Annotated in this window: 22 protein-coding genes and 1 tRNA gene; 14 read left to right on the top strand and 9 right to left on the bottom strand. The window is 67.2% G+C overall.

Annotated elements, in window-relative coordinates; all coding sequences use genetic code 11:
* Positions 1 to 131 precede the first annotated feature (131 nt).
* Complete coding sequence (locus E8A49_RS02970) at positions 132 to 6,071, bottom strand: hypothetical protein (RefSeq protein WP_293376181.1); 5,940 nt, start codon at positions 6,069 to 6,071, stop codon at positions 132 to 134.
* 341 nt (positions 6,072 to 6,412) lie between these two features.
* Between E8A49_RS02970 and E8A49_RS02965 the strand changes: the two genes are divergently transcribed.
* Complete coding sequence (locus E8A49_RS02965; RefSeq protein WP_293376179.1) at positions 6,413 to 7,336, top strand: macro domain-containing protein; 924 nt, start codon at positions 6,413 to 6,415, stop codon at positions 7,334 to 7,336.
* Positions 7,321 to 7,893: a TIR domain-containing protein gene (locus tag E8A49_RS02960; RefSeq protein WP_293376177.1), complete on the top strand. Its 573-nt coding sequence runs from the start codon at positions 7,321 to 7,323 to the stop codon at positions 7,891 to 7,893. The genes E8A49_RS02965 and E8A49_RS02960 overlap by 16 nt, the downstream gene beginning before the upstream one ends.
* Positions 7,894 to 8,027: 134 nt before the next feature.
* Here the strand turns inward: E8A49_RS02960 and E8A49_RS02955 are convergent, their stop codons facing one another.
* The gene (locus tag E8A49_RS02955; protein WP_293376175.1) at positions 8,028 to 8,231 is read right to left on the bottom strand and encodes a helix-turn-helix transcriptional regulator; all 204 of its coding nucleotides are present in this window, start codon (positions 8,229 to 8,231) and stop codon (positions 8,028 to 8,030) included.
* A gap of 121 nt (positions 8,232 to 8,352) precedes the next feature.
* On the opposite strand from E8A49_RS02955, the gene E8A49_RS02950 reads away from it, so the two are divergent.
* The 8 genes from E8A49_RS02950 to E8A49_RS02915 all read left to right on the top strand — a co-directional run bounded on the left by E8A49_RS02950 (position 8,353) and on the right by E8A49_RS02915 (position 13,875).
* Complete coding sequence (locus E8A49_RS02950) at positions 8,353 to 8,910, top strand: hypothetical protein (RefSeq protein WP_293376173.1); 558 nt, start codon at positions 8,353 to 8,355, stop codon at positions 8,908 to 8,910.
* Positions 8,907 to 9,275 carry a restriction endonuclease gene (locus tag E8A49_RS02945; protein ID WP_366928778.1) on the top strand — a complete coding sequence of 123 codons (369 nt, stop codon included), beginning with the start codon at positions 8,907 to 8,909 and terminating at the stop codon, positions 9,273 to 9,275. The genes E8A49_RS02950 and E8A49_RS02945 overlap by 4 nt, the downstream gene beginning before the upstream one ends.
* Positions 9,272 to 9,469, top strand: a complete 198-nt coding sequence (locus E8A49_RS02940) for a hypothetical protein (protein ID WP_293376171.1) — start codon at positions 9,272 to 9,274, stop codon at positions 9,467 to 9,469. Before E8A49_RS02945 ends, E8A49_RS02940 begins: the two co-directional genes overlap by 4 nt.
* A gap of 140 nt (positions 9,470 to 9,609) precedes the next feature.
* Positions 9,610 to 10,905 (top strand): DNA methyltransferase, encoded by a 1,296-nt coding sequence (locus tag E8A49_RS02935; protein ID WP_293376169.1) that lies wholly within the window; start codon positions 9,610 to 9,612, stop codon positions 10,903 to 10,905.
* Positions 10,898 to 11,341, top strand: a complete 444-nt coding sequence (locus E8A49_RS02930; RefSeq protein ID WP_293376167.1) for a DUF5681 domain-containing protein — start codon at positions 10,898 to 10,900, stop codon at positions 11,339 to 11,341. Before E8A49_RS02935 ends, E8A49_RS02930 begins: the two co-directional genes overlap by 8 nt.
* 148 nt (positions 11,342 to 11,489) lie before the next feature.
* Positions 11,490 to 11,813, top strand: a complete 324-nt coding sequence (locus E8A49_RS02925; RefSeq protein ID WP_293376165.1) for a DUF3489 domain-containing protein — start codon at positions 11,490 to 11,492, stop codon at positions 11,811 to 11,813.
* On the top strand, positions 11,813 to 12,229 hold the full coding sequence (locus E8A49_RS02920) for a DUF2924 domain-containing protein (RefSeq protein WP_366928775.1): 417 nt from the start codon (positions 11,813 to 11,815) through the stop codon (positions 12,227 to 12,229). The genes E8A49_RS02925 and E8A49_RS02920 overlap by 1 nt, the downstream gene beginning before the upstream one ends.
* Positions 12,229 to 13,875: a recombinase family protein gene (locus E8A49_RS02915; RefSeq protein WP_293376163.1), complete on the top strand. Its 1,647-nt coding sequence runs from the start codon at positions 12,229 to 12,231 to the stop codon at positions 13,873 to 13,875. The genes E8A49_RS02920 and E8A49_RS02915 overlap by 1 nt, the downstream gene beginning before the upstream one ends.
* A gap of 336 nt (positions 13,876 to 14,211) precedes the next feature.
* Here the strand turns inward: E8A49_RS02915 and E8A49_RS02910 are convergent.
* The 3 genes from E8A49_RS02910 to E8A49_RS02900 all read right to left on the bottom strand — a co-directional run bounded on the left by E8A49_RS02910 (position 14,212) and on the right by E8A49_RS02900 (position 16,278).
* Positions 14,212 to 14,301: transfer RNA gene (locus E8A49_RS02910), tRNA-Ser, on the bottom strand.
* Between the two features lie 55 nt (positions 14,302 to 14,356).
* Complete coding sequence (locus tag E8A49_RS02905) at positions 14,357 to 15,358, bottom strand: hypothetical protein (protein ID WP_293376161.1); 1,002 nt, start codon at positions 15,356 to 15,358, stop codon at positions 14,357 to 14,359.
* The gene (locus E8A49_RS02900; protein ID WP_293376159.1) at positions 15,322 to 16,278 is read right to left on the bottom strand and encodes a tetratricopeptide repeat protein; all 957 of its coding nucleotides are present in this window, start codon (positions 16,276 to 16,278) and stop codon (positions 15,322 to 15,324) included. Before E8A49_RS02900 ends, E8A49_RS02905 begins: the two co-directional genes overlap by 37 nt.
* Positions 16,279 to 16,405: 127 nt before the next feature.
* On the opposite strand from E8A49_RS02900, the gene msrA reads away from it, so the two are divergent.
* Complete coding sequence (msrA, locus tag E8A49_RS02895; RefSeq protein ID WP_293376157.1) at positions 16,406 to 17,056, top strand: peptide-methionine (S)-S-oxide reductase MsrA; 651 nt, start codon at positions 16,406 to 16,408, stop codon at positions 17,054 to 17,056.
* A 9-nt stretch (positions 17,057 to 17,065) separates the two neighbouring features.
* A complete protein-coding gene (locus tag E8A49_RS02890; RefSeq protein ID WP_293376155.1) occupies positions 17,066 to 17,443 on the top strand; it encodes an MmcQ/YjbR family DNA-binding protein in 378 nt (125 codons plus the stop codon).
* Positions 17,444 to 17,663: 220 nt separating this feature from the next.
* Here the strand turns inward: E8A49_RS02890 and E8A49_RS02885 are convergent, their stop codons facing one another.
* The gene (locus tag E8A49_RS02885) at positions 17,664 to 18,215 is read right to left on the bottom strand and encodes a hypothetical protein (protein ID WP_293376153.1); all 552 of its coding nucleotides are present in this window, start codon (positions 18,213 to 18,215) and stop codon (positions 17,664 to 17,666) included.
* Between the two features lie 336 nt (positions 18,216 to 18,551).
* Between E8A49_RS02885 and E8A49_RS02880 the strand changes: the two genes are divergently transcribed.
* The gene (locus tag E8A49_RS02880; RefSeq protein WP_293376151.1) at positions 18,552 to 19,136 is read left to right on the top strand and encodes a hypothetical protein; all 585 of its coding nucleotides are present in this window, start codon (positions 18,552 to 18,554) and stop codon (positions 19,134 to 19,136) included.
* Positions 19,137 to 19,583: 447 nt separating this feature from the next.
* Here the strand turns inward: E8A49_RS02880 and E8A49_RS02875 are convergent, their stop codons facing one another.
* Positions 19,584 to 20,918 (bottom strand): dihydroorotase, encoded by a 1,335-nt coding sequence (locus E8A49_RS02875; protein WP_293376149.1) that lies wholly within the window; start codon positions 20,916 to 20,918, stop codon positions 19,584 to 19,586.
* Positions 20,911 to 21,906: a glycosyltransferase family 9 protein gene (locus E8A49_RS02870; protein ID WP_293376147.1), complete on the bottom strand. Its 996-nt coding sequence runs from the start codon at positions 21,904 to 21,906 to the stop codon at positions 20,911 to 20,913. The genes E8A49_RS02875 and E8A49_RS02870 overlap by 8 nt, the downstream gene beginning before the upstream one ends.
* 61 nt (positions 21,907 to 21,967) lie before the next feature.
* Here E8A49_RS02870 and E8A49_RS02865 point away from each other — a divergent pair, with 61 nt between their 5' ends.
* Positions 21,968 to 22,864 (top strand): folate-binding protein YgfZ, encoded by an 897-nt coding sequence (locus tag E8A49_RS02865; protein ID WP_293376145.1) that lies wholly within the window; start codon positions 21,968 to 21,970, stop codon positions 22,862 to 22,864.
* Here E8A49_RS02865 and E8A49_RS02860 read toward each other — a convergent pair.
* Positions 22,835 to 23,716 (bottom strand): alpha/beta hydrolase, encoded by an 882-nt coding sequence (locus tag E8A49_RS02860; protein WP_293376143.1) that lies wholly within the window; start codon positions 23,714 to 23,716, stop codon positions 22,835 to 22,837. The genes E8A49_RS02865 and E8A49_RS02860 overlap by 30 nt on opposite strands.
* Positions 23,717 to 23,726 lie beyond the last annotated feature (10 nt).

Raw genomic sequence — 23,726 nt, 5'->3', positions numbered from 1 at the left:
ATCCGAGACGTTGGCACTTTGACCGATACTGACTCATTGCCGAACTTCGGAAGGTCCGCACTAGGGCGCTGGATGCCGCTCGCGGCTTAAGTCGACCAGGGTGCCGGCTCACGCCCCAGAGGTTCCGCGCACTACGTGGCGCGGGCCACCAGCAGCGCCCGCCAAAGCTCCAGTGAAGCGGCCGTAGGGATCTGATCCACGGCCGCGTCGAATGCACGAAGCAGTGTAGAGGCCGTATCCGGTGCCAACGACATCAGGCCTATGGCGAACTGGCTGAAGCGCTGCATTCCGCGTCCAGGCTCATAGCTTCGAGACGCCGTCGCTCCCGCTTCGAGAAGCGATGACAACCACCCCGAATTTGACTGGCCAGCTGCGCGATCTCTCTGCGACTGCCAGTCGGCAAAGGCGAGAAACTTCTCCAACAGCCCTGAGCAGGCCTCTTCGCCCGCCAGACGCGCGGCGACCTCCGCAACGGCGCGCACGAGCGGAACACCCCGCGTGTCGACAAAAGCGCCCAAGTCAAAGTCCGCAAGGACGGCGCGGAGGGCTTCCGTCGCGCTTTCCGGGAGGCTGGGAGGGCCCCATGCGACGAGGTAGAGCCAGGAATTGATGTCGGTCGGGTCACTGGCCAGCGCCTCCACCGCGCTGACGACAAAGCTGTCGCCGAGCAGGGTCGAACCGAACGGACCGTGGTCGGCCGGTGAACGCGAAAGCCAGGTGGGATAGGGATTGGCGATGTCCTCCATCGCCCGCATGGGCCGGCTGACCGTGCTACCGTCCTCCAGCCGGGCGCCGAAATAGGCCGTAAAGGCCTCCGATCGGGCCTCAGTTGGTTCAAGGCCGGCAAAGCGTTTGCCGAGGCAGAACTCCAGTCCCGCCATGAGCAATGGCTCAGCGTGGATTGCCTCCGGATCGTAGACGCTGTCGTCGAGCCCGGTGAGCAGGGTTAGTTTTTCCCTTAGGCGGCGGGGCGGTAGCCGATCGCGCAGCAACTCTGCGGTGGCGACAAAATTGAGCGGTAAGCTGCAGAGAATGTCGGTGACGCAGTCGGCGTAGGTCCAGACGATCGCGACGCGGGCCATCGGTGCCACATCCCCCCATCCGGTTTGCTGGCCAAACCTTCGCTCGGCCCACCGCAAGAGGATCGTAAAAAGGGAGGCTGGGCCGCGGTAGTCCGCCAACATGGCGTCTACCGCCTCGCCGAGCTGCTGATCATCGAATGCCAAGTCTCGCGCCTCCACGTGGAGGCGATGGAAACCGAACATCGGCGTGCGCACGTAGCCCGCCGGAAACTCGGCGCGCTGCGGCGCCCCGGCGGCGGCCTCATAGACGTGGCCGGGCAGCCGAACCGGGAGTGCGGCGAGCCGGTCAAACGCGGTCCAACCATCTAGGTCCTCGCTGAGGGTGTTCGCAGCCTCCGCGACAGCGTCTGCACCGGGATCGGTGGGCCACCTCAGATAGTCGAGCCAAGCCGTGGCTAGGGGCGGATCGAAGAGGGCCATGGCGATGGTTTGATTTCGGTTGAGCGCTTCGGTCAGGCGTCGCCCAAAGGTCAAGATCGAGCTCGACCGCAGCTCCTCGACAACCTTCATGCGCTCGGCTGGCGTGACCGCATTCGCCAATCTCGCCCGGGCGGCCGGTCGCTTTGCGGCTGGGGTATCGACCTCGTCCAGCAGACTCTCCACCGCCAGTTGCCGAACGCCGGCCTCCGCGGCAAGGACGCCGAGGGCCGGATCAGCCAAGGTCGTGCGAACGGCGCCCGACAGGCGGACGGCTTCCGAAGAGACCCTCTTCACCCGGACGCGCTTGCCCGACGTGTCCCGAAGCCGGGCTTCGCCATAACAGAGGGCGGTTCGCACAGCCTTCCAGAAGCGGTTGACGTCCAGGGCCGACCCGCGAATTTGGATCGCCAGGGCGTTGGTCAAGCGGACCGCGCGCCGGACGTCTGGGTCTCCCGCCACGCGGTCGCGGAGGGACTCCGGAAGCAGGGCGATACCCAGCCGAAGCAGCCTCTGCATCGCGGCGGCATATTGCGGGTCTCGCGGTTCACGGCCTTCGGGCCGCGCCGACGATTGGATGAGCATCGCGGTCATCCGGACCGCCTCGTCAGCCAGGCTGGGATCGAGCCTTAGCCGTGAGCCCACCACTTCCTCTTCCAGCCAGGCCGAAAAAGCCTTTCGGGTCTCGCCAGGCGTCTCGGGACCGTTCGGGACGATCTGGATCGAACTGGCCGCCAGGCCCGCGATGTTCAGCGCGGGGAACAATCGAGGATCGAATGCCGGGCCATCGTTCCCCCGCAGGTGCTCGGCCCGTAGGGCAGACCAAAGCCAGTCCGATCGTGCCCGCGCGGCGCTGACGCCCGCGCCATCGGACCAGACGGCGACGATGGAAGTCTCCGCCAATCGACGGAGCCCCAGGATGAATGGAAATTCGTTGGGTCGGCCTTCGAGCGGGCCAGGTTGTTCGAGCGTCTTGAGGCTGCCCTCATGGATGAGCGCCAGGGCAACATTCCGGCGGATCCCGGTCAGGCCAGGCGACTCGACGACGTCGCCATTGACGACCGCCGCGGCGCGGAGGTGGTGCAGGACCTCCGCCAAGGTCACGGGCAGGAACAGGGCGCCGGCCTCGCGCAACCGGCGCAGGGCGTCGTAGTAGAGTTGATCGGACAGAAGGCCGTCCAGGTTCAGCTGATCGAGGACGTCGAAGGCGCCGACGATGATGGCTTGGCCGGCGCGCGGATAGCCGCTCAGGTGGCGGTCATCGACCCACAGGATTTCGCCTGGGATGTCGGCCCCCTTGATGGCGTCGAGCAGGGTTTGCACGACCGGGTCTTCGATCGTCGCGGATTCGTCGGGCTCGTTCACGGCCTGGACTTGAGCGGACGGCAGGACGCCGTAGCGACCGGACTCAATTCGGTCGCGCACTAACCGGCGGACCCTGGCCAGCCAGTTGGCGAGGGCTTCGCCCCGATCGGCGCTCTCGATTTCGCCGCGCAGGTTTTGCGCGGTGGCGACCTCGATCCAGACGTTGAAACGCGCCAGAACGGCGTCGAGTAGCCCGGCCCCGGCGAGCTCGTTCAGCACGCCCATCTGGCAGCTCAGGGAAACGCCAGCATCCAGACTAGCTTCATCGGCGCCGGCGCCCCCGAGGGCCGCCTGGGCCCGATCGAGAAGCCCAGGATCGACCCCTCCGATCCGACGCAGGGCCGCCGGGAACGCGTTCAGTCCGATGCCCTGTCCCTCCGCGGGTTCGTGGACAATGGTGATCGCCCCGGCCGGCCCGCCGCCGACGTTGATCCGGCCCGCGGCCAAGGCGGCGGCGACGGTGCGCGTAGCGACGATGCGCTCAGGCTGGTGCGGCCGAGATCGCTCCTCCAGGATCATCAACGCCGCTGGCATCGCCGGGCTGACGCGGATTGGGATATTCAGCTCGTCGGCGAGCGCAAGGACGCCCAGCTGCTCGGCGAGGAGCAGGCCGGTCATGTCCAAGCTCAGCCGCCAGGACTGGAACGGCAGACCCACCTCGAAATGATCGCCGCGCCCCCCATGGCGGATGAACATCGGACGGCGTCTTGAGCGGAGGGGCTGCTCAAGGAAATAGGCGTCGGCCAAGTTGCCGCGAAGCGACGAGAAGGCCAGGTGGACGGGCAACTCACCGCGCGTCCAGGCCGCTTCTATCTCGCCCGCGACTTCCATGCGCTGGCGCATCATGGACACGACCTCGTCCAGCGTGGGGGTCTGAACAAGGTCCGGCCGCTCGGATGCCAGGCGCTGGAAGGACGCCATAAGATCCGGCCGCTCCCGAGCAAGGTTCAGCCGGAAAGCTAGGTCGACGGCGCCGAGCAACAGCTCGTCGCTGAGGTCGTTGGCTGTGGCGGCGCGCCACAGAGTGCGGGCCAGGTCGGGGTCCTCCCCGACAAACCGTCCGGACCACCGGAGTGCATCGGGTGCCGGCATGGCGCCCTCGTTCAGGGCCGCCCGAAGTGCCGGCGCCGCGCCGGCTAGGTCGCCGATGGCGAACTTGACCTCCGCCTGAAGGATCTGGTCGGAAATCGATCCGGATTCCCCAGCCAGCGCCGCCGCCCGGCGCAAGGCCTCGGGCAAATCGCCGGCCTGGACGAGCGCCCGCGCCTCTAGGCGGCGAAGGTCGAAGGGCAGGCGCCCGCCCGCAAAGGCAGAGAGATTTTGCCCAAGGAGGTCGACGGCCGTCTGGGCCGCGCCGGTGTTGTAGGCGACGAACGCCGCCACCCGGATCGAATCGGCGGTCGCAAAGCTGGCGATCAGCTTGATGTGCGGCTGCAGGGCTGGCCACCGGCCAGCGCCCGCCAACTCGTCGGCGACCGCCAGGAGGATCGGCGGCGGCGGATCTTGCGCGGCCAGCTGCGCCAGCTCGGTTTCGACCGCCGACCAATCTCCACTGCGATGCGCCGCATCCAGGGCCGCCACAGTCGGTTCGCCCGGTTCAAGTCCAGTGCGACGCGCTGCGATCCGTTCAGCGACGGCTGACATCTCCGCTGCGAAGTCGGCGGCCATGTGATCGACACGCAGACCGCGAAGCCACGCCTCGGCATCGGCAGGCTCCAAGTCCTGGGCCAGCCATTCAAACGCGCGCAGCACATTTAGATCGGCCGCGCCGCTTTCGATCTCCGCCCTGACCGCCGCGAGCGTGCGGGTGCGGTCGAAGTCCAACCCGCGCGCCAAAGCCCAGCCAATAGCGATCGGCGAGGCGGGCGCGCCGTCCAGGATTTCACCGCAAAGCGTGGCGGCTTCGGCGGTGCGTCCCACCGAGTTGCACAAACACGCCAGGGCCCAGACCCGATCCGCTTGCCCAAACTCCGGGCCGGCCGCCTGTGCAAGCTGATGGAAGACGTCGTAGGCCGCTTGCAGGTGGCCTTGGCTTTCATCGTCCTGTCGGACGAGGTTGCGAGGCACCGGCTGGGGAAAGCTCATCGACTCCGCGGGCGCGGACGCCGAAAGCGCCACGGCATACCGCGCTATGGCTCCAACGCGGCGCACCGCCGCGCGGCCCGGCGCGTGCGCTTCGGCCGCGGAGGCCGACGCGAAGGCTCCGGCCGCATCACCGCGCATCAGCTGTAGATGGGCGCGCAGCCGGAGGCTTTCCGCATCGTCCGCCGGCATGGCTGAGAGATCAGTCTCGGCGTCGGCGAGATTCCCTGAGTTCAACAGCAGGCCGATCCGGAGCGTGCGGCCTTGGGTCGTCGTCGGCGCGCCCAGGATCGCAAGCGCCTCATCCGGTCCCTGCCGGTTCATGGCGATCAGGGCCCTCAGCCGCGGCTCTTCCTGCGGTTGGATGGCGTCGGCCTGAAGGCTGAGTGCTTCGGCGCCGTCCAGGTCGCCGCGATTGATGAGCAGCGAGGCTTCAAGCCGCAAGGTGCGCGCTTGGGCGCGCGGCGAGAGGTTGGGCCAGGTCGGCACTGAGCGGATGCCGGCGATGACCGCTTCGATTTCAGCGGCGGCGCCGTTCTCGAGCTCAAGGGCGGCGGCGTCGATTTGCTGCTCGACGCCCCCGGAGACGGCCTGCTTCAGCGCCTCGATCTGCGCCTGCAAGTCGTCCATAGACGCCGTGGCGGTCTGGCTCGGTGGCTGGATGGTACCGTTGATACGGCCGCAGATGCGCGGCTCCCACTCCGCTCCAAGGTGCTGGCTGACGATGCCGGGCTGTTCGCGCAGCAGCTCCTGCAGTTGGCGCGGTGCCCAACAGTCGTATTCCAGGCCAACGGCCTTAAAGCGCGCTCGCTCGGCGTCGATGTCCGCCAGTCTCTGTGCGGAATTCATGGGCGCAGCGACGGCGAGGATGAACTTGCGGACGTTGCGCGGCCGCCAGTGACTGTCCAGATGGCTCAGGAAGTCGTCCGACCACGTCTTAAGGTCGCCCTTTTTAACCTTCCCGTAGCATTTGCAGGAGGCAACGATCAGGCCCGTCACCGTCTCGCCAAACGCATCCACTCCGAACTGCTTTTGGCGCGGGGTGCCATATAGATCCGCCCTTCCGACCCCGGGCTCCTTGTCGAGCAGCGCGCACGTAAGCGACTCGAACGCCGTCGACGACATCTGGTGGAAGTCTGGGGGGTGAGTCCGGTCAACGCTGGGGGTGACAGTCGAGCGGCTCACACGGCATACGAGTCCGTCACCGTCGCAAGCGGTCCGGTGCGGCCTGCGACGGTCGCAAGGGCTGCGCGGCAGCCGACAAGACTGCTCCTCACCGCGCGTCCTTCGATCATGACGTGAAGCTAGCCGAATTGTTCGTCCAGCAGAACCTGGGGCTCGAAGTCAATGCTAGGCGCGATAATGAACGTCGCGGACCTCGAGCGGGTCCAATTCCCGTTAGTGGCGCGTCGTTTGCCTAACGCGTTTCGTCGAGCCACGACGGCCACGCGAAATGAGCGAAGGCTGTGGACGGCCGCACCGCCGCATTGCCGACATTGTCGCTAACAGCCAAGCTGGCCGGCACTATGGCGAATCAGATGTGGAAGTCGCTGTCGGTCGGGCTAGCCCGTCGATGGCGTGCAGGGCTGACGCAGGCGTTTGGCGTCGCGGGTGCAATCTGGCTCGTAACGGAGATTGTCACCCGAGTCTCCACGACGGCGAATACCTGGCTCACCAACAATGGTGACACCTACCTGATGGGCGTCCTGATCGCGGGCGCGGCTTGGTTCCTGGCCTACAGTTACGAGCGTCGCAAGGTGACGTTCCAAGTGCCGACCACCAGCAGCTACATCACCATCAAGTTCGGCAACATGTTTGATGAGCCGACTGACTGGTTGATCGGAGTAAATGAGTTTTTCGATGGCCGCCTTGGGCAAGTTATCGCGCCGACTTCGGTCCACGGACAGTTCATCAGCAGGGTGTTCAACGGCGACGAGAACGCCTTTCGGAGGGCCGTGACCACGGCCCTGAAAGGCGTCCTTTTCACAACTACCACGCGGTCCAGCCAGCCCTCTGACGCCTACGCAATAGGGACCACGGCCGTGCTAGCGAACGGGCCTCACAAGGCGTTCCTTGTCGCCATGTCGCACACCGACCATGTGACTCATAAGGCGGGCTCCACGGTACCTATGATGTGGGATGCGATGAGGGGCGCCCTCCAGGCCGTCCAAAACCACGGCAACGGCCAGCCGCTGGCTATGCCGCTGATCGGCAACGGGCTGTCCAGCGTCAACGTCGAGCCCCAGCACCTACTGAGGCTGATCGTCCTCGCCCTGGTGGACTTCGGCCGCAAGGTGGGCCTGCCCAAGCAGGTGACTATCGTGGTGCCTGAGGCATGTTTCGACGCCCTCGACCTGCGAGAGATCAGACGTGATTGGATGAAGCACTGATGGCTTACCGGAACGGCACCTACATCGCGTTTCACGCTGAGGGAAAGACCGACCCGACCGCGTCCGACATCAAGTACTATCGGACGTTGAAGATGTGGCACGCCAGTGACGGCACCGACTTCAAGTTCGTGAACAGCCACGACAAGGTTGCTGCGGTCCGAGACGGTAGCAAGGCTGAGACGATCAAGCGTAGCCTGAGAGAGCGGCTCGATAACTCAAAGAACATGGTGCTGATTATCGGCCCAACCACCAAGTTGGACACTGATTTTGTGCCGTACGAGATCGCCTATGCTGTCGATCGATGCGGCATCCCGATCATCGCGACGTACACCTCCACTGGTTACACAGTCATTCGCGAGCCTAAGGCGCTATCAGCTTGGTGGCCCGCAGCTCTCAGCAGCCGGATTGCGAACGGGACCGCCAGTGTCATCCACATTCCCTTCAAGCAAGCCGCCATTGACTGCGCCATCGGGCAGTTCAGCCACAACTCGCTCCCGTTGGGCGGCGGGTTGGGTATCTATAGCGATGCCGCCTACCGAGAGTTCGGTCTTCTTTAAATCGGTCTTCTTTAAACCCGACAAACTCCAACTACTAAAACCCACGGCGCTGGCGCAGGCATCCCAGACGTGACCCGTCAGTGACGCCTGCTTTTGGGCCAGAAGCCAACGTCCGCAACTGGCGCGAAGCCGACCTAGTCGGTCAACACTCCTATCCCCACTCCAAGCGCGTTGGCCAGCTTCTCCAACACCGTCAGCGTCGGGTTCCGCACCCCGCGCTCAATCCCTGAGATGTATGTCCGGTGCAGGCCCGCCTCGTCGGCCAGGGCCTCCTGCGACCAGCCCTTCTCGCTCCTAAGGCGCTGAACGGCGCGTCCGACGCGCGCACGGATCTCCATGACCAGGAGAGGGCGGCGCTGCAGCCGATCGATCTACAGACGATGAGTCTCATTGCGAGTTGACTGCATCGCGACCCGCATGGCTGAGGTCGTGAGGACGAGACTCATAGGATGCGGATCAGTGCAGATCCTCCAGCCCTCGGCGGTGCGCTACATAAAGCTTGGTCCCGGTGGGGCTTGGTTGGAGCGCTGCCTGGCCGAAGGATTGGTCGAGCTGGGCTACGAAAATGTTCCGCACGAGCTTGCGACGGCTGGTCGCTGGGACCTTGCCGAGCAGTCGCTGGTTGCGGAAGGCCGCTCGCCCGGCAAGGCCAAAAGCTTCATCCGGGAGGTCCGAGACTTCTATGCGCAAGGCGCCGATTGCCTCTGGGTGACGATCGGCCAGGGCCGGCTGTGGTGGGCTTTCGCCGAGCCTGAGGTGACGGCGCTCGACCAGGCAGGCCGAGGGTCTCGTCAGCGCCGCACCATCGGCGGCTGGAGTGACAAGAGCCTAACGGGTGAGCGACTGGATTTAGCGCGGCTCTCGACGCGCCTCACCAAGGTCGCCGCCTATCAGCAGACCATCTGCCAGGTCGGCGAGGCTGACTATCTCCTGCGTCGCCTGAACGGCGTCGAGGATCCGCTGGTCGCACGAGGCCAGGCCGCGGCCAAAGAGCTGACGCCGCAGCCCGTGGCCTGATCCAAGCTCTGGACTGGCGAGACTTCGAGCTGATGGTCGACTTGATCTTCGCCGCCAGCGGCTGGCGGCGCGTGTCCGCCGTCGGCGGCAGCGAGCAGGCCGACAGCGACCTCATCCTTGAACAGGCGGCCACCGGCGAGCGCGCCTTTGTCCAGGTGAAGTCGGCCGCCACACCAGTGGTGCTGCACGACTACCTCGACCGCTTCGCCGCCTCCGGCCTCGACCGGATGTTCTTCGTCTGCCATTCGCCGAAAGGCCGGCTCGAAGCCCAGCAGCCCGGCGTCCATCTTTGGCTGGGTGAGACCCTCACCGAGCAGGCGATCAAGGCCGGTCTCTTCGCCTGGCTGATCGAGAAGGTGCGATGAGCCAGGGCGACCTTGATCACGCGCTCGAAGTGATTTCCGTCGCCATCGCCGGGATCATGGAGGACGAGAGCGCCGTCGCAGCGGCGCCGCCCGCCGACGGATATTCAGGGCTCGCCCGGCGTCTCCATGAAGCCGGTAGCGACATTATGGCGCTCGCCCAGGCCATGGAAATCCTTGCGTCGCGCCAAGCCTAGCCATTCCAAATCGGCGTTCTGTCGCCTACATTGAAATCACCCTGCCAAGGAGGAGGACCCCGCGAGGGGTCAAGTTTCTCGGCCTCATTTCGAGGCCTTCACCTGACCCCGTCGGGGTCGTGACCTGGAGGGAGTACGGCGTGGCTCTTGAGCTAATCTATAGGCGGGTGGAGGAGCTAAAACCCCACCCCAACAACGCGCGCGTCCATTCGAAGAAGCAGGTCGCGCAAATTGTCGCCAGCATCAGCGAGGCGGGCTTCGCAAACCCGATCCTGCACGATGAGAACGACGTCATCATCGCTGGCCACGGCCGGCTCTTGGCCGCCAAGCAGCTAAAGATCGAGACAGTGCCGGCGATTCAGCTGCGCGGTCTTAGCGAGGCCCAAAAGGCGGCGCTCAGGGTCGCGGACAATAAGATCGCCCAGAACTCGGCCTGGGATCCAGATCTGCTGCGCCTGGAGCTGGAGACCATCGAGCTAGAGGGCCTGGACCTCGAGCTCACCGGCTTCTCGACCGGCGAGATCGACATCCTACGCATGGACGACGACCCGGACGACGACCAGATCCCCGAGGTCTCGGAAATGGCGATATCCAGGCCGGGCGACATCTGGCGCCTTAATCAACACCGGCTGGCCTGCGGCGATGTCCGAGATCGCGAGCTTATGGCCAAGCTGATGGCGGGCGTGACGGCGGACGCGGCCTTCCTGGACCCGCCCTACAACGTCAAGGTGAACGGCCACGCTGGCGGCAAGGGCGCGATCAAGCACCGGGAGTTCGCCTTAGCCTCCGGCGAGATGAGTTCAAGTGAGTTCATGGCCTTCCTGAAGGCCACGCTGGGCGCCTGCGTCGCGGTTTCCCGCGACGGCGCCGTCCACTTCGTCTGCATGGACCATCCGCACATCGAGGAGCTGACGCAGGCCTGCAATTCGATCTACGGCCAGCGCCTCACCCTTTGCGTCTGGGTGAAGTCCAACGCTGGCATGGGCGGACTTTACCGGTCTCAGCATGAGCTGGTCTTTGTCTACCGGGTGGGCGAGGCGCCTCACCGCAACAACGTCGAGTTGGGCAAGCATGGCCGCAATCGCACCAACGTGTGGGAGTACGCTTCGGTCAACGCCTTCGGGGCCCGTGCCCAGGACCTGGCGCTCCACCCGACGGTAAAGCCGGTGGGCCTGGTCGCCGACGCCATCAAGGACGTCACCAGGCCGGGCGAGGTAGTCCTGGACGCCTTTCTGGGTTCCGGCACCAGCCTGATTGCCGCCGAGCGGACACGCCGCGTATTCCGTGGCGTCGACATCGACCCCCTTTACGTCGACCTCGCGATCAGCCGCTGGCAGGATCTCACCGGCGGCTTGGCGCTACACGCCGAGACTGGCCAGAGTTTCACCCAGACCCAGCTGGAGAGGGGCCGCGCGCGGCTAGCCGCAGATGCGTGATGGTGACGACGACGGAGACTATGTGGGCTATCGGCATCCGCCGAAGCACACGCGATTCAAAAAGGGGGAGCCCTCCCGCAACCCTTATGGCCGACCAAAGAAGCCGAAGGTCCATCCCGTTATCAAGATCCTGAACCGCAAGCTCAACACTAGGAACGACGAGGGCAAGCGGATGACGGTCGAGGACGGCATCCTGGTTAATTTGGTGAAGAACGCGTTGGCGGGTGACCACAAGGCAGCAGTAACGGTCTTTAAGCTTCGAAACGATGCCGAACGCGCACTCGGCGAGCGCCCCTTGACCGCTGCGGAGATCAGGAAGCAGGAAGCCGAAAAGAAGGAGCGCCTAGAGCTAGCGGCGAAGCTCACCGATTTGCTTGAAGAGGAGGCTGCGCGCGGGAAGCCGGAGCGCCCGCGAAAGCCCCCTGAAAGCACGTAGCGGCATCACGTTTTCCAACAGTCTCCAGGGGCGGCTTCGGCCGCCCCTTTTTCTTGCCCGGTACAGACTGGACTTCAGCCCGCAAGAGAGCGTCAGTGGCTTGTCCCTACGCCCGGCCAAGCCGGGCTCGCTTCGGTAGCGGCGGCGATTGGCGCTGGCCGCGAAGACGAAGGACAAGTCCATGCCCAATACCCCTGAAGCCAAGGCCCGCGCCCGCAAGCCGCGGGCTGCAAACCCCGCGCCGGCGCCCGCCATCGAGATCCCGAAGGGTAAGCTCGGCCAACTGGTGACGCTGATGGCCCGCCCGCAGGGCGCAACGCTGACGGAGATGATGACCGCCAGCGGGTGGCAGGCCCACTCCGTGCGCGGCGTCATCGCCGGGGCCGTCAAACGGAAGCTGGGTCTCGAGGTCGTTTCACTGAAGACCGATGGTGCGCGCACCTACCGCATCAGCGCCCCGGCGGCTTCCTAATGCAGGGACCGATGGAGCGGGCCACGCTGGACGCCCGAGCCCTGGAAGTCATGGATCTCGAGGCCCTGCGGGACGAGTGGCGGCGGCGGATCGGACCGCCCCCGAAGGTTCGCTCCGTCGATCTCCTGCGGCGAATTCTGGCGTGGCGGATTCAGGCCGAGATGTGCGGCGGACTCGATGCCGAAACACGCCGGGCGCTCCGCTCAACCCGCGTGGCGACACGGCCGGTTCTGCAGGTGGGCGCCTGCCTCACGCGCGAGTGGCAGGGGCGCGCCCATGTGGCCGAAGTTCTGCCTGACGGTTTCCTATACGAAGGGAAGCGGTACCGGAGCCTCTCAGCAGTAGCTCGCCAGATCTCTGGCTCCCGATGGAATGGCCCGCGATTTTTTGGCCTGCGCGTATCGGGGACTGATTGATGGTCGGCGCCCCTGCCCACGTGAGACCTCAGCGCCTCCGCTGCGCCATCTACACGCGCAAGAGCTCCGAGGAAGGCCTGGACCAATCCTTCAACTCCCTCCATGCCCAGCGGGAAGCCTGTGAAGCCTACGTGCTCTCCCAGGCCGGGGAGGGCTGGTCGGCCAGCAAACGGCCGTATGACGACGGCGGCTTTTCGGGAGGGTCGATGGACCGGCCCGGCCTGAAGTCGCTGCTCGCCGATATCGATCGAGGTTTGGTGGATGTGGTGGTCGTCTACAAGGTCGACCGCCTCACCCGTTCGCTGGCCGATTTCGCGAAGATCGTAGAGGCCTTCGACGCTCGCGGGGTCTCGTTCGTTTCGGTCACCCAGGCGTTCAACACCACCACGTCCATGGGCCGTCTTACCCTCAATGTGCTGCTCTCGTTTGCCCAATTCGAGCGGGAGGTCACGGGCGAGCGCATCAGGGACAAGATCGCCGCATCCAAGGCCAAGGGTATGTGGATGGGCGGTTGTCTTCCACTCGGCTACGACGTGAAAGACCGACAGCTGGTGGTCAACACCGACGAAGCTGAGCGCGTGCGGCACATCTTCCAGCGCTATCTCGAACTTGGCTCGGTCGACGAATTGAAGACGGAGCTAGACCGCGATGGACGCCGGTCAAAATCGTGGACGACGCGGAAGGGCAGGGTCATCGGGGGCCATAGCTTTAGCCGCGGCGCGCTGTTTCATCTTCTTCGCAATCAGACCTACGTCGGCAGGATCCCCCACAAGGAGACCTCCCATCCAGGGCTGCACTCGGCGATCATCGACGAAGCCACCTTCCACGCCGTCCAGCAGCGGCTGAGCGACAACGCCGTCGCGCGGACGTCGCGATCCACTCGAGCGGGCGCGTCGCCTCTGCGCGGCCGGATTTTTGATGCGAGCGGTGGGCCGATGACGCCGACGTTCACCTACGCCAAGCGCAATCGGGTCTACCGCTACTACGTGTCGAGCGGGCCGCGCGCCGGCGACGCTGATCCCCAGCCCAACCTCCACAGGGTGGCAGCTAAGCCCATTGAAGCCCTCTTGCGGGATCGTATCCAGCGCATCCTCGACGCTGCGTCGCGCGACCCCCTTGACCACGTCATCCGGGTCGAGATGCTTAGCGCTGCGCTGAAGGTCGTTGTCTCAGGAGCCATCGGCGAAATCGACTTTAGGCGCGCGCAGCTACCCCGCGGGGATAGGCTCGACCCGAATGACGAACACGCCGACGAATGGGTGCTCAGGATCGCCGTGCGACCTGTCTTTCGTGGAGGGAGAACATGGATGGTCTCCCCATCCGGCAGCACCGTCGGCGCTCCCGCCCGACCGGATGCGGCGATGGTGAAGGCGCTGCGCCTGGCGCACACTTGGCAGCTCAAACACAACGCCGCCCCTACGACCCACGTTGACGCGCTTCGATCGGCGCGCGCGGCCGCCGATTCCTACATCCGGCGCCTAACCCCGCTTGCGTTTCTCGCACCTGACATACAACGGGCGATAATCCTTGGAACGCAGCCCGCGGGACTCGTCCTGCAGCAGCTCATCAACATGAAGATCCCCCTGGCTTGGGTCGATCAGCGCCGCGCGCTCGGCTTCGATGATGGGCCGTCCATTCGCGGTTAGGGCGCAATAAATCCCTGATCCCATCATAAAATTTCCCGGTTATTTTCGTGCCCGACCCCGGGGGTGCTCCAGTAACTTGTTGGATATTCAAAACTTCCGCGCACGCGCCGGCGCACCCAGGCGGATTTCGCGAAAACATTCCCGGTTAATTTCCCTGTTCGCGGGAATCCGGAGTGCATCTGTGGCGAGTGGAGACGCGGCCCTATGAAAGCCCAGGTCCGCCGGGTTGTGGCCGCTGAAAGGGGATTGAGGATTCCGGCGTCGTGGGAAATTAGGCCGACAAATCCGCGGCTTCTGGCGTGACGCACTTGCGAGAGACGGTTGAGCCAAAAGGAGTGGCGGTGAGAGAGGGATTCGAACCCTCGTTACGGTTTCCCGTAAACACGCTTTCCAAGCGTGCGCCTTCAGCCACTCGGCCACCTCACCTTATCCGTCCGTGGGCGCGCCCGCGGCGGAAGGGGCGTCATATACGAGAGGGGACCTAGCCGGGCAAGCGGCGCTTGGCCGCCTGGGCGAGGCGTCCTGGATCGAACAGCGAGGCCGCCTGATGCGCCGTGAGCGCCGCCTGCAGCCGCCGGGAGCCCGCGAGCCAGGCGGCGAGGCCGTCCCGGGCCTCATCGACGCGGCGCTCGTGCAGGGCCGCCTGGACGCCGGCCAGCCGGCGGTCGGCGGCGCGCAGGTCGGCGCGGGGCTGGGCGAGCGCGGGCGCGGCGTAGCGCTCGTCGATCAGGCCCAGGCGGCTGCGGGCGGCGGCGACCATCAGCATGGCCGTGGGCGCGTCGCCCTCGGCCGCCGCGCCCTCAGCCGCCGTCAGCGCGCGGCGGGCGTCGGACATAAGGAGCGCCACGCTCATCGGCTCGCGCGGCTGGGCGGGGCAGGCGGCGGGGTCGAGGGCGCGGACGTAGGCCGTCAGGCCCGCCATCACCGCCGGCGTCGGCTCCGGGCCGTCGAACTCCTCCGTCACCAGGCCGTGGATGAAGGGCTGCAGCTTCCCCGCGGCCGGGTCCTGGTCGACCTTCAGCGCCGCCTTCGGCCCGGCGAGGTCAGGGATGGGCTTGGGATTGTCGACGCCGTCGCCCCGATGGGTCGAGAACAGCGAGTTGGTCACGTCAGCCGTGCCCGGCGCGCCGGAGACGCCCGGGAACTGGAAGTCCGGATTGGCCCGGCCGCCCCGGTGGCAGGTCTCGCAGGTGATCCCCGCCCGCGCCGCCTGGCCCCCCAGCAGCACCTGGGTGCGGAAGGCGGCGCGGCCGATCTCGACGCTGGCGGCGAGCGCCCGGTCGGCCGGGACCTTCAGGCACTCCGTCGGGACCGTGCCGAGCGCACGAGCAGGATCGGCGCCCTTCGCCACCCACAGCATCGCCTTCAGGGGCGCGTCACCGAGGGCGGCCAGCGCGGCCGGGATCGCGCCGCCCGCCAGCAGCAGGCCGGCGAGCAGCGGCCCGGCTAGTTCTTTTGCGGGTCGCCGCCGGCGTCGATCCAACGGCGCAGCTCCTCAGCGTCGGCGCAGCCGTAGACGCAGATCCTGTCCAGCCTGGCGAGCATCAGCCGCGCGCCGGCGATGTCGCCGCGGGCCACCTTCAGCTCGCCATAGTATTCGGTGGCGCCGATGTGGTTGGGCGCGATGGCCAGGGCCTGGCGGTAGAAGGCCTCGGCCCGGGCGTAGTCGCCCTTCTTGCGCCAGGCGTAACCCTCGTAGGTCAGGATGTCCGGGTGCGGGCCGAAGGCCGCCTGGGCGCTGGCCAGCGAGGCCAAGGCCTCGTCGTAGCGCCGCTCGTTGATCAGGCTGACCGCCTGGACGTAGGCCGCGTCGCCGACCTTGGCCCCGCCGAACAGCAGCGAGCGGTCGAGCATGGCGCTGGGCTTGGGCGCGCCGGCCGCGGCCGGGTTCATGGCGCTTTCCACCGCGCTGGAGAAGGTCTTCAGGCGCGCCGCGTCGGGACAGCTGTCGCCGCAGGCCTGGGCCTTGGCCTTCAGCCAGTCGGCCTCGGCCTGCGCCTTGGGGTCCTTCAGGTTGGCCAGCGCCAGGCCCAGGCCCGCGTGCGAGCCAGGATCGTCCGGCGTCAGCTTCACGGCCTTCTCATAGGCCCGGCGCGAGCCCTTCCAGTCGTTCTCGCCGGCCTTGGCCGCGCCCAGCAGGCGCCAGCCGTCGGGATTGGTCGGCACGGCCTCGGTGACGTGGCCCGCGGCGCGGTCGGCGTCCTTGTAGTTGTTGGCCTTCAGCGCGGTGATCGCCTTGGCGTATTCGGCGGCCGGATCGTAGCTGGGCGCCGAGGCGCCGGGCATGCCGGACCCGCCGCCCGCGGGCATGCCGCCGCCGCCGCCGCCGCTCGCCAGGGCGGCTCCGCCCGCCAGCACCGCCAGGCTTGCACCGGCCAGGATTGCTTTCAACGCACGTCGCATAGGCTCGTCTCCTGAGCGCCTTCCCTCTACGTCACCCTGGCACGGAATTGACCCAACGTCACCCACTCGCGCCCGTGCAAAACGCGCGGCCGGGTCCTATCTTGCAGCGCGACCGCAAGGAGGCCCCATGTTCGGACGCAAGACCCTGGAAATGCCCACGGAGGCCACCGCCCTGCCGGGCCGGGCGCACCCGATCCCGACGGCCCGGGTCCACTTCGTGAACGGCCATCCGCTGAAGGGGCCATACCCGGACGGCCTGGAGACAGCGGTCTTCGCCATGGGCTGCTTCTGGGGCGTCGAGCGGCTGTTCTGGCAGGTCCCCGGCGCGTGGACGACGGCGGCGGGCTATGTGAACGGGCTGACCCCCAATCCGACCTACGAGGAGGTTTGCACCGGCCGCACCGGCCATACCGAGGCGGTCCTGGTGGTCTACGACCCGCGGGTGGTCAGCTATCACGACCTCTTGAAAGTGTTCTGGGAGAACCACGACCCGACCCAGGGCATGCGCCAGGGCGGCGACATCGGCGCCCAGTACCGCTCGGGGCTCTATCCGCAGAACGACGCCCAGGAGATGGCCGCCAAGGCCTCGAAGGACGCCTACCAGCAGGCGCTGGCCGCCCAGGGCTTCGGCAGGGTGACCACCGAGATCGCGCCGGGCGGCGAGTTCTACTTCGCCGAGGACTACCACCAGCAGTACCTGGCCAAGACCCCGGACGGCTATTGCGGCGTCGGCGGCACCGGCGTGGCCTGCCCGGCCGGCGTGGGCGTCGAGGTTTAAGGCGCGCCCGTGAGCCGCGAGGAGATCGAGGCCTTCGCCATGGCCCTGCCGGCGGCCACCAAGGTGGTCCAGTGGGGCGGCTCCGACGTCTACAAGGTGGGCGGCAAGGTGTTCGCCATCTGCGGCCTGACCGGTGGGATCTCCTTCAAGGTCACCGAGATCGGCTTCGTGGTGCTGACCGAGGACGGCCCCGGCCGCCAGGCGCCCTACTGCGCCAAGGGCCAGTGGGTGAACGTCGATCTCGACGGCGCGCCGGATGAGGACCTCCAGGACTGGATCCGCACGGCGCATTCGCTGATCGCGGCCAAGCTGACCAAGAAGCTGCGGGCGGAGTTGGGGTTGGCGCAGGGGCCATCGACATTCACGGCCAAGCCGGCGGCAGGGTGATCCTCCTCCCCCTGTGGGAGGAGGTGTCAGCCGGAGGCTGACGGAGGTGGGGTTGCACCCCGCCATCCGCGCGATACGGCGGTTCAATTCGTCCCCGAGAGGTTGGAGGGACCCCACCTCCGACCTGCTCCGCAGGCCACCTCCTCCCACAAGGGGAGGAGGAACCGAATTGGATGGCGAGTCAGCTTGGGGCACGGCCTTCGCCGGGATGAGCGGCGCGTCAGCCCGTGTCGGCGAGGGGCGGGGCCGACGCGTTGGCCGGGGTGAAGGTCCCCTCGGCCAAGGTTTGGGCGGTGGTGACCACCAACTCGCCGGAGAGGCGCATGTCGGCGGCCAGCTTGCCCGCCAGGACCTCGATGGGCATCTCGGCGAAGCCGGGCGTGTCCTCAGCTTCGTAGAGGCGGGCGTCGAGGTCTTCGACCAGCACCTCGTACTCCTCCTGGTCGCCCTCGGATTCGGTCCAGAGCAGGCGGTTCAGCACATTGCGCACCCGGCGCTTCTGGTTTTCGGTGGGCGTGGGCTCAGTCAGAGGGCGGCGCGCCGCCTCGGCGGCCTGCAGGATCTGACTTTCGCGTAAGCGCGCCTCGGCGGCCTGGGCCTCAGCGTCCCGCGCCAGCTTGAAGTCGAGGGCCAGCGTCAGGCGCACGGTGCGCGAGGTCTTCTGGAACGCGCCCACCAGCGCCGCCTTCTCCTCCGGCGCCTCCGCCGCCCGCGCGGCCACCGCCAGGTCGCGGGCCAGCATCAGGCCAAGCTCGGCGAGCTCGCCCAACATCTGCTCCGCCCGTTCCTGCCTGGCCGCTGCGTCCGACATGAACAAAAAGGGAACATAGATCAAGGCCAATGTCAAGGATTTTGGAGGTGGTGGAGGTCCGCGATGCGCCAACAGCGGCCATCGGCATGACGTCGGGAAAGTGGACCTTGGGGACGCGCCACCCTCTAGCCGTCAAAAGCCGTGGATAAGACTCCGATTTCCGTTCACGTCCAGGCTGGCCGCTGTTGTCGATGCGCGCTCCTTGGGCCTTGTGCTTCTCCCGGCGCGGCATTTGCGGAGTGAGGCAGCGGTGTTCGAGCAATTCCCTCTCCATCCAAACCTGCAGACGACCAAAAGTTGACCAAGTCACTGAAAAAACAGCGGATCGGTGAAGCCGAGATCAAGGCGGCCGTTCTCAATAGGCTGAAACTGCAGGGTCGAATTGACCGACGGTCGACGCTGGCGAGTGAGTTTTGCCTAGGCCGCACCGGCGTTCGCACCGATCTGGCCGCGCTGTCTGATCGGCTGATTGGTGTCGAGATCAAGAGTGAGTTGGACACGCTCCGCCGCCTGCCGGTGCAGTTGGCCGTCTACCGCGCCCACTTCGATTGCACAGTGCTTGTCCTAGCGACGCGCCATCTGGCCGCCGTGCCAAGTCTCAATCTCGACGGTGTGGAAGTCTGGGAAAGCGCGGCCGACGGCAGCCTCAGGACGCTGCAAAGTGGGGGTGTCGGACCATCTGAAGAGCCCTGCTGGGCTGACTTGATGACGCAGGTGGAGCGTCGCCGTTTTCTGACCGACAACGGAGGTGCGGCTTTCCGCGCGGCGTTCGATCACCGCTTGGTGAAGCAACAGGTCCGCGTTCTGACGCTCGTAGTCGAGGACGAACAGCACCCCGTCACGGACCATTCGCTGAAAAGCCGTGATCCCCCAGACAGCTAGCGCCGCGACGAACAACGCGAGGACTGCGAGCATGACGCCAAGCGCAGTGAGGATGACCGTGACGAGTTCGGCGTAGGACATGCCGTTCGCCCTCAGCTGGTGGGGCCAGACGTTCACATAGAAAACGAGCGCAACAACAGTGGTCAGGATGCCGATGCACGCTCCCAGCAACAGCAAGCGACCCCACGGCCGGACTTCCTTCCCTTCCTCCTCGCCCAAGCGTTACCTCGATCCAGAATCAACGGCAGCCGGATGCTAGCATGACAACAACCGTTCCCCATATGTTCTAGATCGCCAGAAAGTCAACTGCGCGGCTCACTTTGTGATTTCAGCCTGATCGCGGAGGGAGCGAAATCGCACCAGTACATCGGGCGTCCGGCAAGGTTACCGGAAGCGGACCGGTCCGAAGCCAACAGTGAGTCAGATGCAGATCCAACCCACGCCCCCTCAGCTCACCAAGGTCTCCTGGAACCGGCACGGCTGGCCCAGGTGCGGGGCCGTCACTTCGCCGTCGCGCATGACCACGGTCCCGCGGATGATGGTGGCCATGGGCCAGCCCTTGGCTTCCATGCCGTCGAAGGGGGTCCAGCCGACGCGGCTGGCCATCATGTCGTGGCGGATGGTGCGGCGGGCCTTGAGGTCGACGATGGTCAGGTCGGCGTCGTAGCCCTCGGCCAGGCGCCCCTTGTCGGCGAGCTGGAACAGGCGGTTGGCGCCGTGGCTGGTGAGGTCGACCAGGCGCTCCAGGGTCAGCCGGCCCTCGGCGACGTGGGTCAGCATCACCGGCAGCAGGGTCTGCACGCCGGGCATGCCGGAGGGCGAGGCCGGGTAGGGCCGGGCCTTCTCCTCGCTGGTGTGCGGGGCGTGGTCGGAGCCCAGCACGTCGGCGACCCCGCTGGCCAGGCCAGCCCAGAGCGCGGCGCGGTGCTCGGCGGTGCGGATCGGCGGGTTCATCTGGGCGTAGCCCTTCAGCCGCTCGTAGGCCTCGGGGCCTTCCAGGGTCAGGTGCTGCGGGGTGAACTCGACGCTGGCGACGTCCTTGTGGGCGGCGAGGAAGGCGACCTCATCCTTGGTGGTGACGTGCAGCACGTGGATGCGCTTGCCGAGGGCCGTGGCGATGCGCACCAGCCGCTCGGTGGACTGGATGGCCGACTGGGCGTCGCGCACCTCATAGTGGCTGGTCCAGTCGCCCTGGCGGGCCAGGGGCCGGCGGTCGGCCAGGCGGTATTCGTCCTCGGAGTGGAAGGCCGCGCGGCGGTTCACGTGGCGCAGCACCTGCTCGATGCCCTCGTCGTCCTGCACCAGCAAGGTTCCGGTGGAGGCGCCCATGAACACCTTGATCCCGCAGCAGCCGGGCAGGCGTTCCAGCTCGCCCAGCCAGGCGGCGTTCTCGTGCGTGCCGCCGACATAGAAGGCGTGGTCGCAGTGCATGCGGTCCTTGGCGCGGCTGAGCTTGTCGGCCAGCGCGTCAGGGTCGGTGGTGGTGGGCTCGGTGTTCGGCATCTCGAACACCGCGACGACGCCGCCCAGCACCGCGGCGCGGGAGCCGGTCTCCAGGTCTTCCTTCCACTCGAGGCCCGGTTCGCGGAAGTGGACCTGGGTGTCGATGACGCCGGGCATCACCGTCAGGCCCGAGGCGTCGAACACCTCGCCGGCGGAGGCCTGGCCAAGGTCGCCCACCGCGGCGATCTTGCCGCCGCGCACGCCGACGTCGGCCAGGCCGCGGCCGGCGTGGTTGACCACCTCGCCGCCGCGCACGATCAGGTCGTAAGTCTCAGGCATCTGGGGTCTCTGCCATCTCTTCCTGGGTTGCCGCCAGCAGCTCTTCAGCCGCGTCGCCCACCGTCTCGACGGTGAGGTCCATCATGTGACAGAGCGCCTGGCCGAAGCCCGGGTCAACGGCGCGGATCTGCTCGTAGGTGCGCGGGCCGCGCGCCACCCGGGTGGCCTCGCCCCAGGGGGCGTAGAGCTGCTCGTCGGAGGGGCCGAACAGGCCGAGGGTCGGGATCCCCGCCGCGGCGGCCAGGTGCATGGTCCCCGAATCGTTGCCGATGAACAGCCGCGCCCGCTTCAGGCAGGCGTAGGCGGTCAGGAGGTCGATGTCCTCGGTCAGGTTGATGAACTGGTGGCGGCCGACCACGTCGCGCAGGCCCTTGGCCAGCTTGGCGTCCTCCGGCCCGCCCAGCACCATCAGCCGCCCGCCCTGCATGGCCCCGCCGTCGTTGAGCAAGCGCATGGCCACCCGGCTGAAGCGCTCCAGCGGCCAGGTCTTGCCCAGCCAGTTGGCGGCGGGCGCCAGGGCCAGGATCGGCCCGACGCCGGCGGTGAGTTCATCGGCGCGGGCCTCGGTTTCTGGGGAGGTGAAGATGTAGGGCGGCGCGGGGTCGTCCTCGATCTTCAGGATGCGCGCGGCCTCCAGCACCTTGTGCGCAGGCGGGCCGGAGCCCTTGCGCCAGATCGCCCGGCGCTTCGTCGAGATGAACCGCGACAGGCCTGAACCGCGCAGGTCGACCACCAGGCCCCAGCGCGCGCCGCGCACCTCCCGCCAGAGTTCGAACCAGTGGGTGCGGCCCTTGGCCTTGGTCAGGATGATGATCCGCTCCAGCGCCGGGACCTCTTCGAAGAGCGGGGCCGCGGCAGGACCCGCGACGATAGTGAAGCGGGCGTTGGGGATCTCGTCGGACAGCCGTTTGACGAGGCCCGAGGACAGAACCGCGTCGCCGATGCGGTTGGACGTGATGAAGAGGATCGGAAACGCGCCGCGGGCCATCGACCCTCTATAGGCCGCCCGCCGCTGGCGCTCCACCGCCGGACGCCCCAAATTAAGTGTGATGACCGAGTCCCTGACCTACGCCCCGCTGAAAAGCCGCGCCCTGATCGCCGTCTCCGGCCCCGATTGGCGCGGTTTCCTGCAGGGGCTGATCACCCAGGACGTCGAGACGCTCGCCCCCGGCGAGGCCCGGTTCGGGGCGCTGCTGACGCCGCAGGGGCGGCTGCTCTACGACCTCTTCGTGGTGGGGCGCGAGGACGGGTGCTGGCTGGACGTCCTGGCCGAGCACCGCGCGGCGATCCTCCAGCGGCTCGCGATGTACCGCCTGCGGGCGAAGGTGGAGATCGCGGCGGACGAGACGGCGGTGAGCATTCTTTACGCCGCTCATCCCCGCGCAGGCGGGGATCCAAGCGGCGCCTCGGCCGCCCTCGACTCAGCTAGGGTTCCCGCCTTCGCGGGAACGAGCGGGTTTGTGAGGGACCCGCGCCTCCCCGCCCTCGGCTGGCGCGGCTATGGCGCGGAGCCGCCGCCCGGCGCGATCCTCGCCGACGAATCCGCCCGCGACGCGGCCAAGCTCACGCTCGGCGTCCCCGGCCCGGCGGACTGGGGCTCGGACAAGACCTATCCGATCGAGGCCAACTTCGACCTGCTGAACGGGATCGCCTTCCAGAAGGGCTGTTTCGTCGGCCAGGAGACCACCTCGCGGATGAAGCGCCGGGGCCAGGTGAAGAGCCGCATGCTGCCCATCGCCTTCGCCGGCCCGCCGCCGGCCGTCGGCGCCGAGGTGCTGTCGGGCGAGCTGCGCGCCGGCGTGGTGACCTCGGCGGGCGAGGGCCGCGCCATCGCCCTGATGCGGCTGGACCGGGCGGAGGGCGCGAGCCTCACTGTCGACGGACGGCCCGTGACCCTGGAACGGCCGGCCTGGTTCCTAGCGGCCCTCGGCGTGGAAGCGGCTTAGGGCGGCCAGCGTCTCGGCGGGCTTCTCCTCCGGGATGAAGTGGCCGCAGTCGATGGCCTCGCCGCGCAGGTCGTCGGCCCAGTCGCGCCAGATGGCGAGGGTGTCGTACCAGGCGGCCAGCGCGCCCTTGGCGCCCCACAGCACCTGGGTGGGCGCCGCGATCCTGCGCCCGGCCTTGCGGTCCTCCTCGTCCAGCCGCCGGTCGAAGGTCGCGCCGGCGCGGTAGTCCTCGCAGATGGCGTGGATGACGCTGGGCCTGGCCAGCGCCGCGCGATAGTCGGCGAGCGCATCGGGGGCGAAGGCGGCGAGCGCGGCGCGGTACTGGAATTCGAAGAAGAAGTGCTCGGCATCGCGCCCGATGATGGTTTCGGGCCCCGGCGCCCGCTGGGCCAGGAACGGCCAGTGCCAATAGCCGAGGGCGAAGCGGGCGTCGGCGCGGCTCCAGACCTCGCCGGTGGGGATGATGTCGAGGACGGACAACCGCCGCACCGCCTGCGGGTGGTCCAGCGCCAGGCGGTAGGCGACGCGGCCGCCGCGGTCATGGCCGGCCAAGTCGAAGCGGTCGAAGCCCAGCGCCTGCATGAGCGCGACCGCATCCTTGGCCATGGCCCGCTTGGAATAGGTCGCGTGGTCGTCGCTGTCGGCGGGCGGGGTCGAGCCGCCATAGCCGCGCAGGTCGCAGGCCACCACGGTGAAGTCCTTGGCGAGCCCGTCGGCGACCCGGCCCCACATCATGTGGGTCTGCGGATAGCCGTGCAGCAGCAGGATCGGCGGGCCGGATCCGCCGCGGCGCACCCGCAGGCTCACCCCATCCACAGCGATCTGTGACAGTTCGAAGCCTTCGAAGCTCATCGTACGATCT

Origin of the sequence: Phenylobacterium sp., from assembly GCF_004799515.1 — a bacterium.
GTDB lineage: Bacteria > Pseudomonadota > Alphaproteobacteria > Caulobacterales > Caulobacteraceae > Phenylobacterium.
The sequence above is the reverse complement of the archived record's forward strand: the minus strand, read 5'-3'. Positions and strand labels throughout refer to the sequence as shown.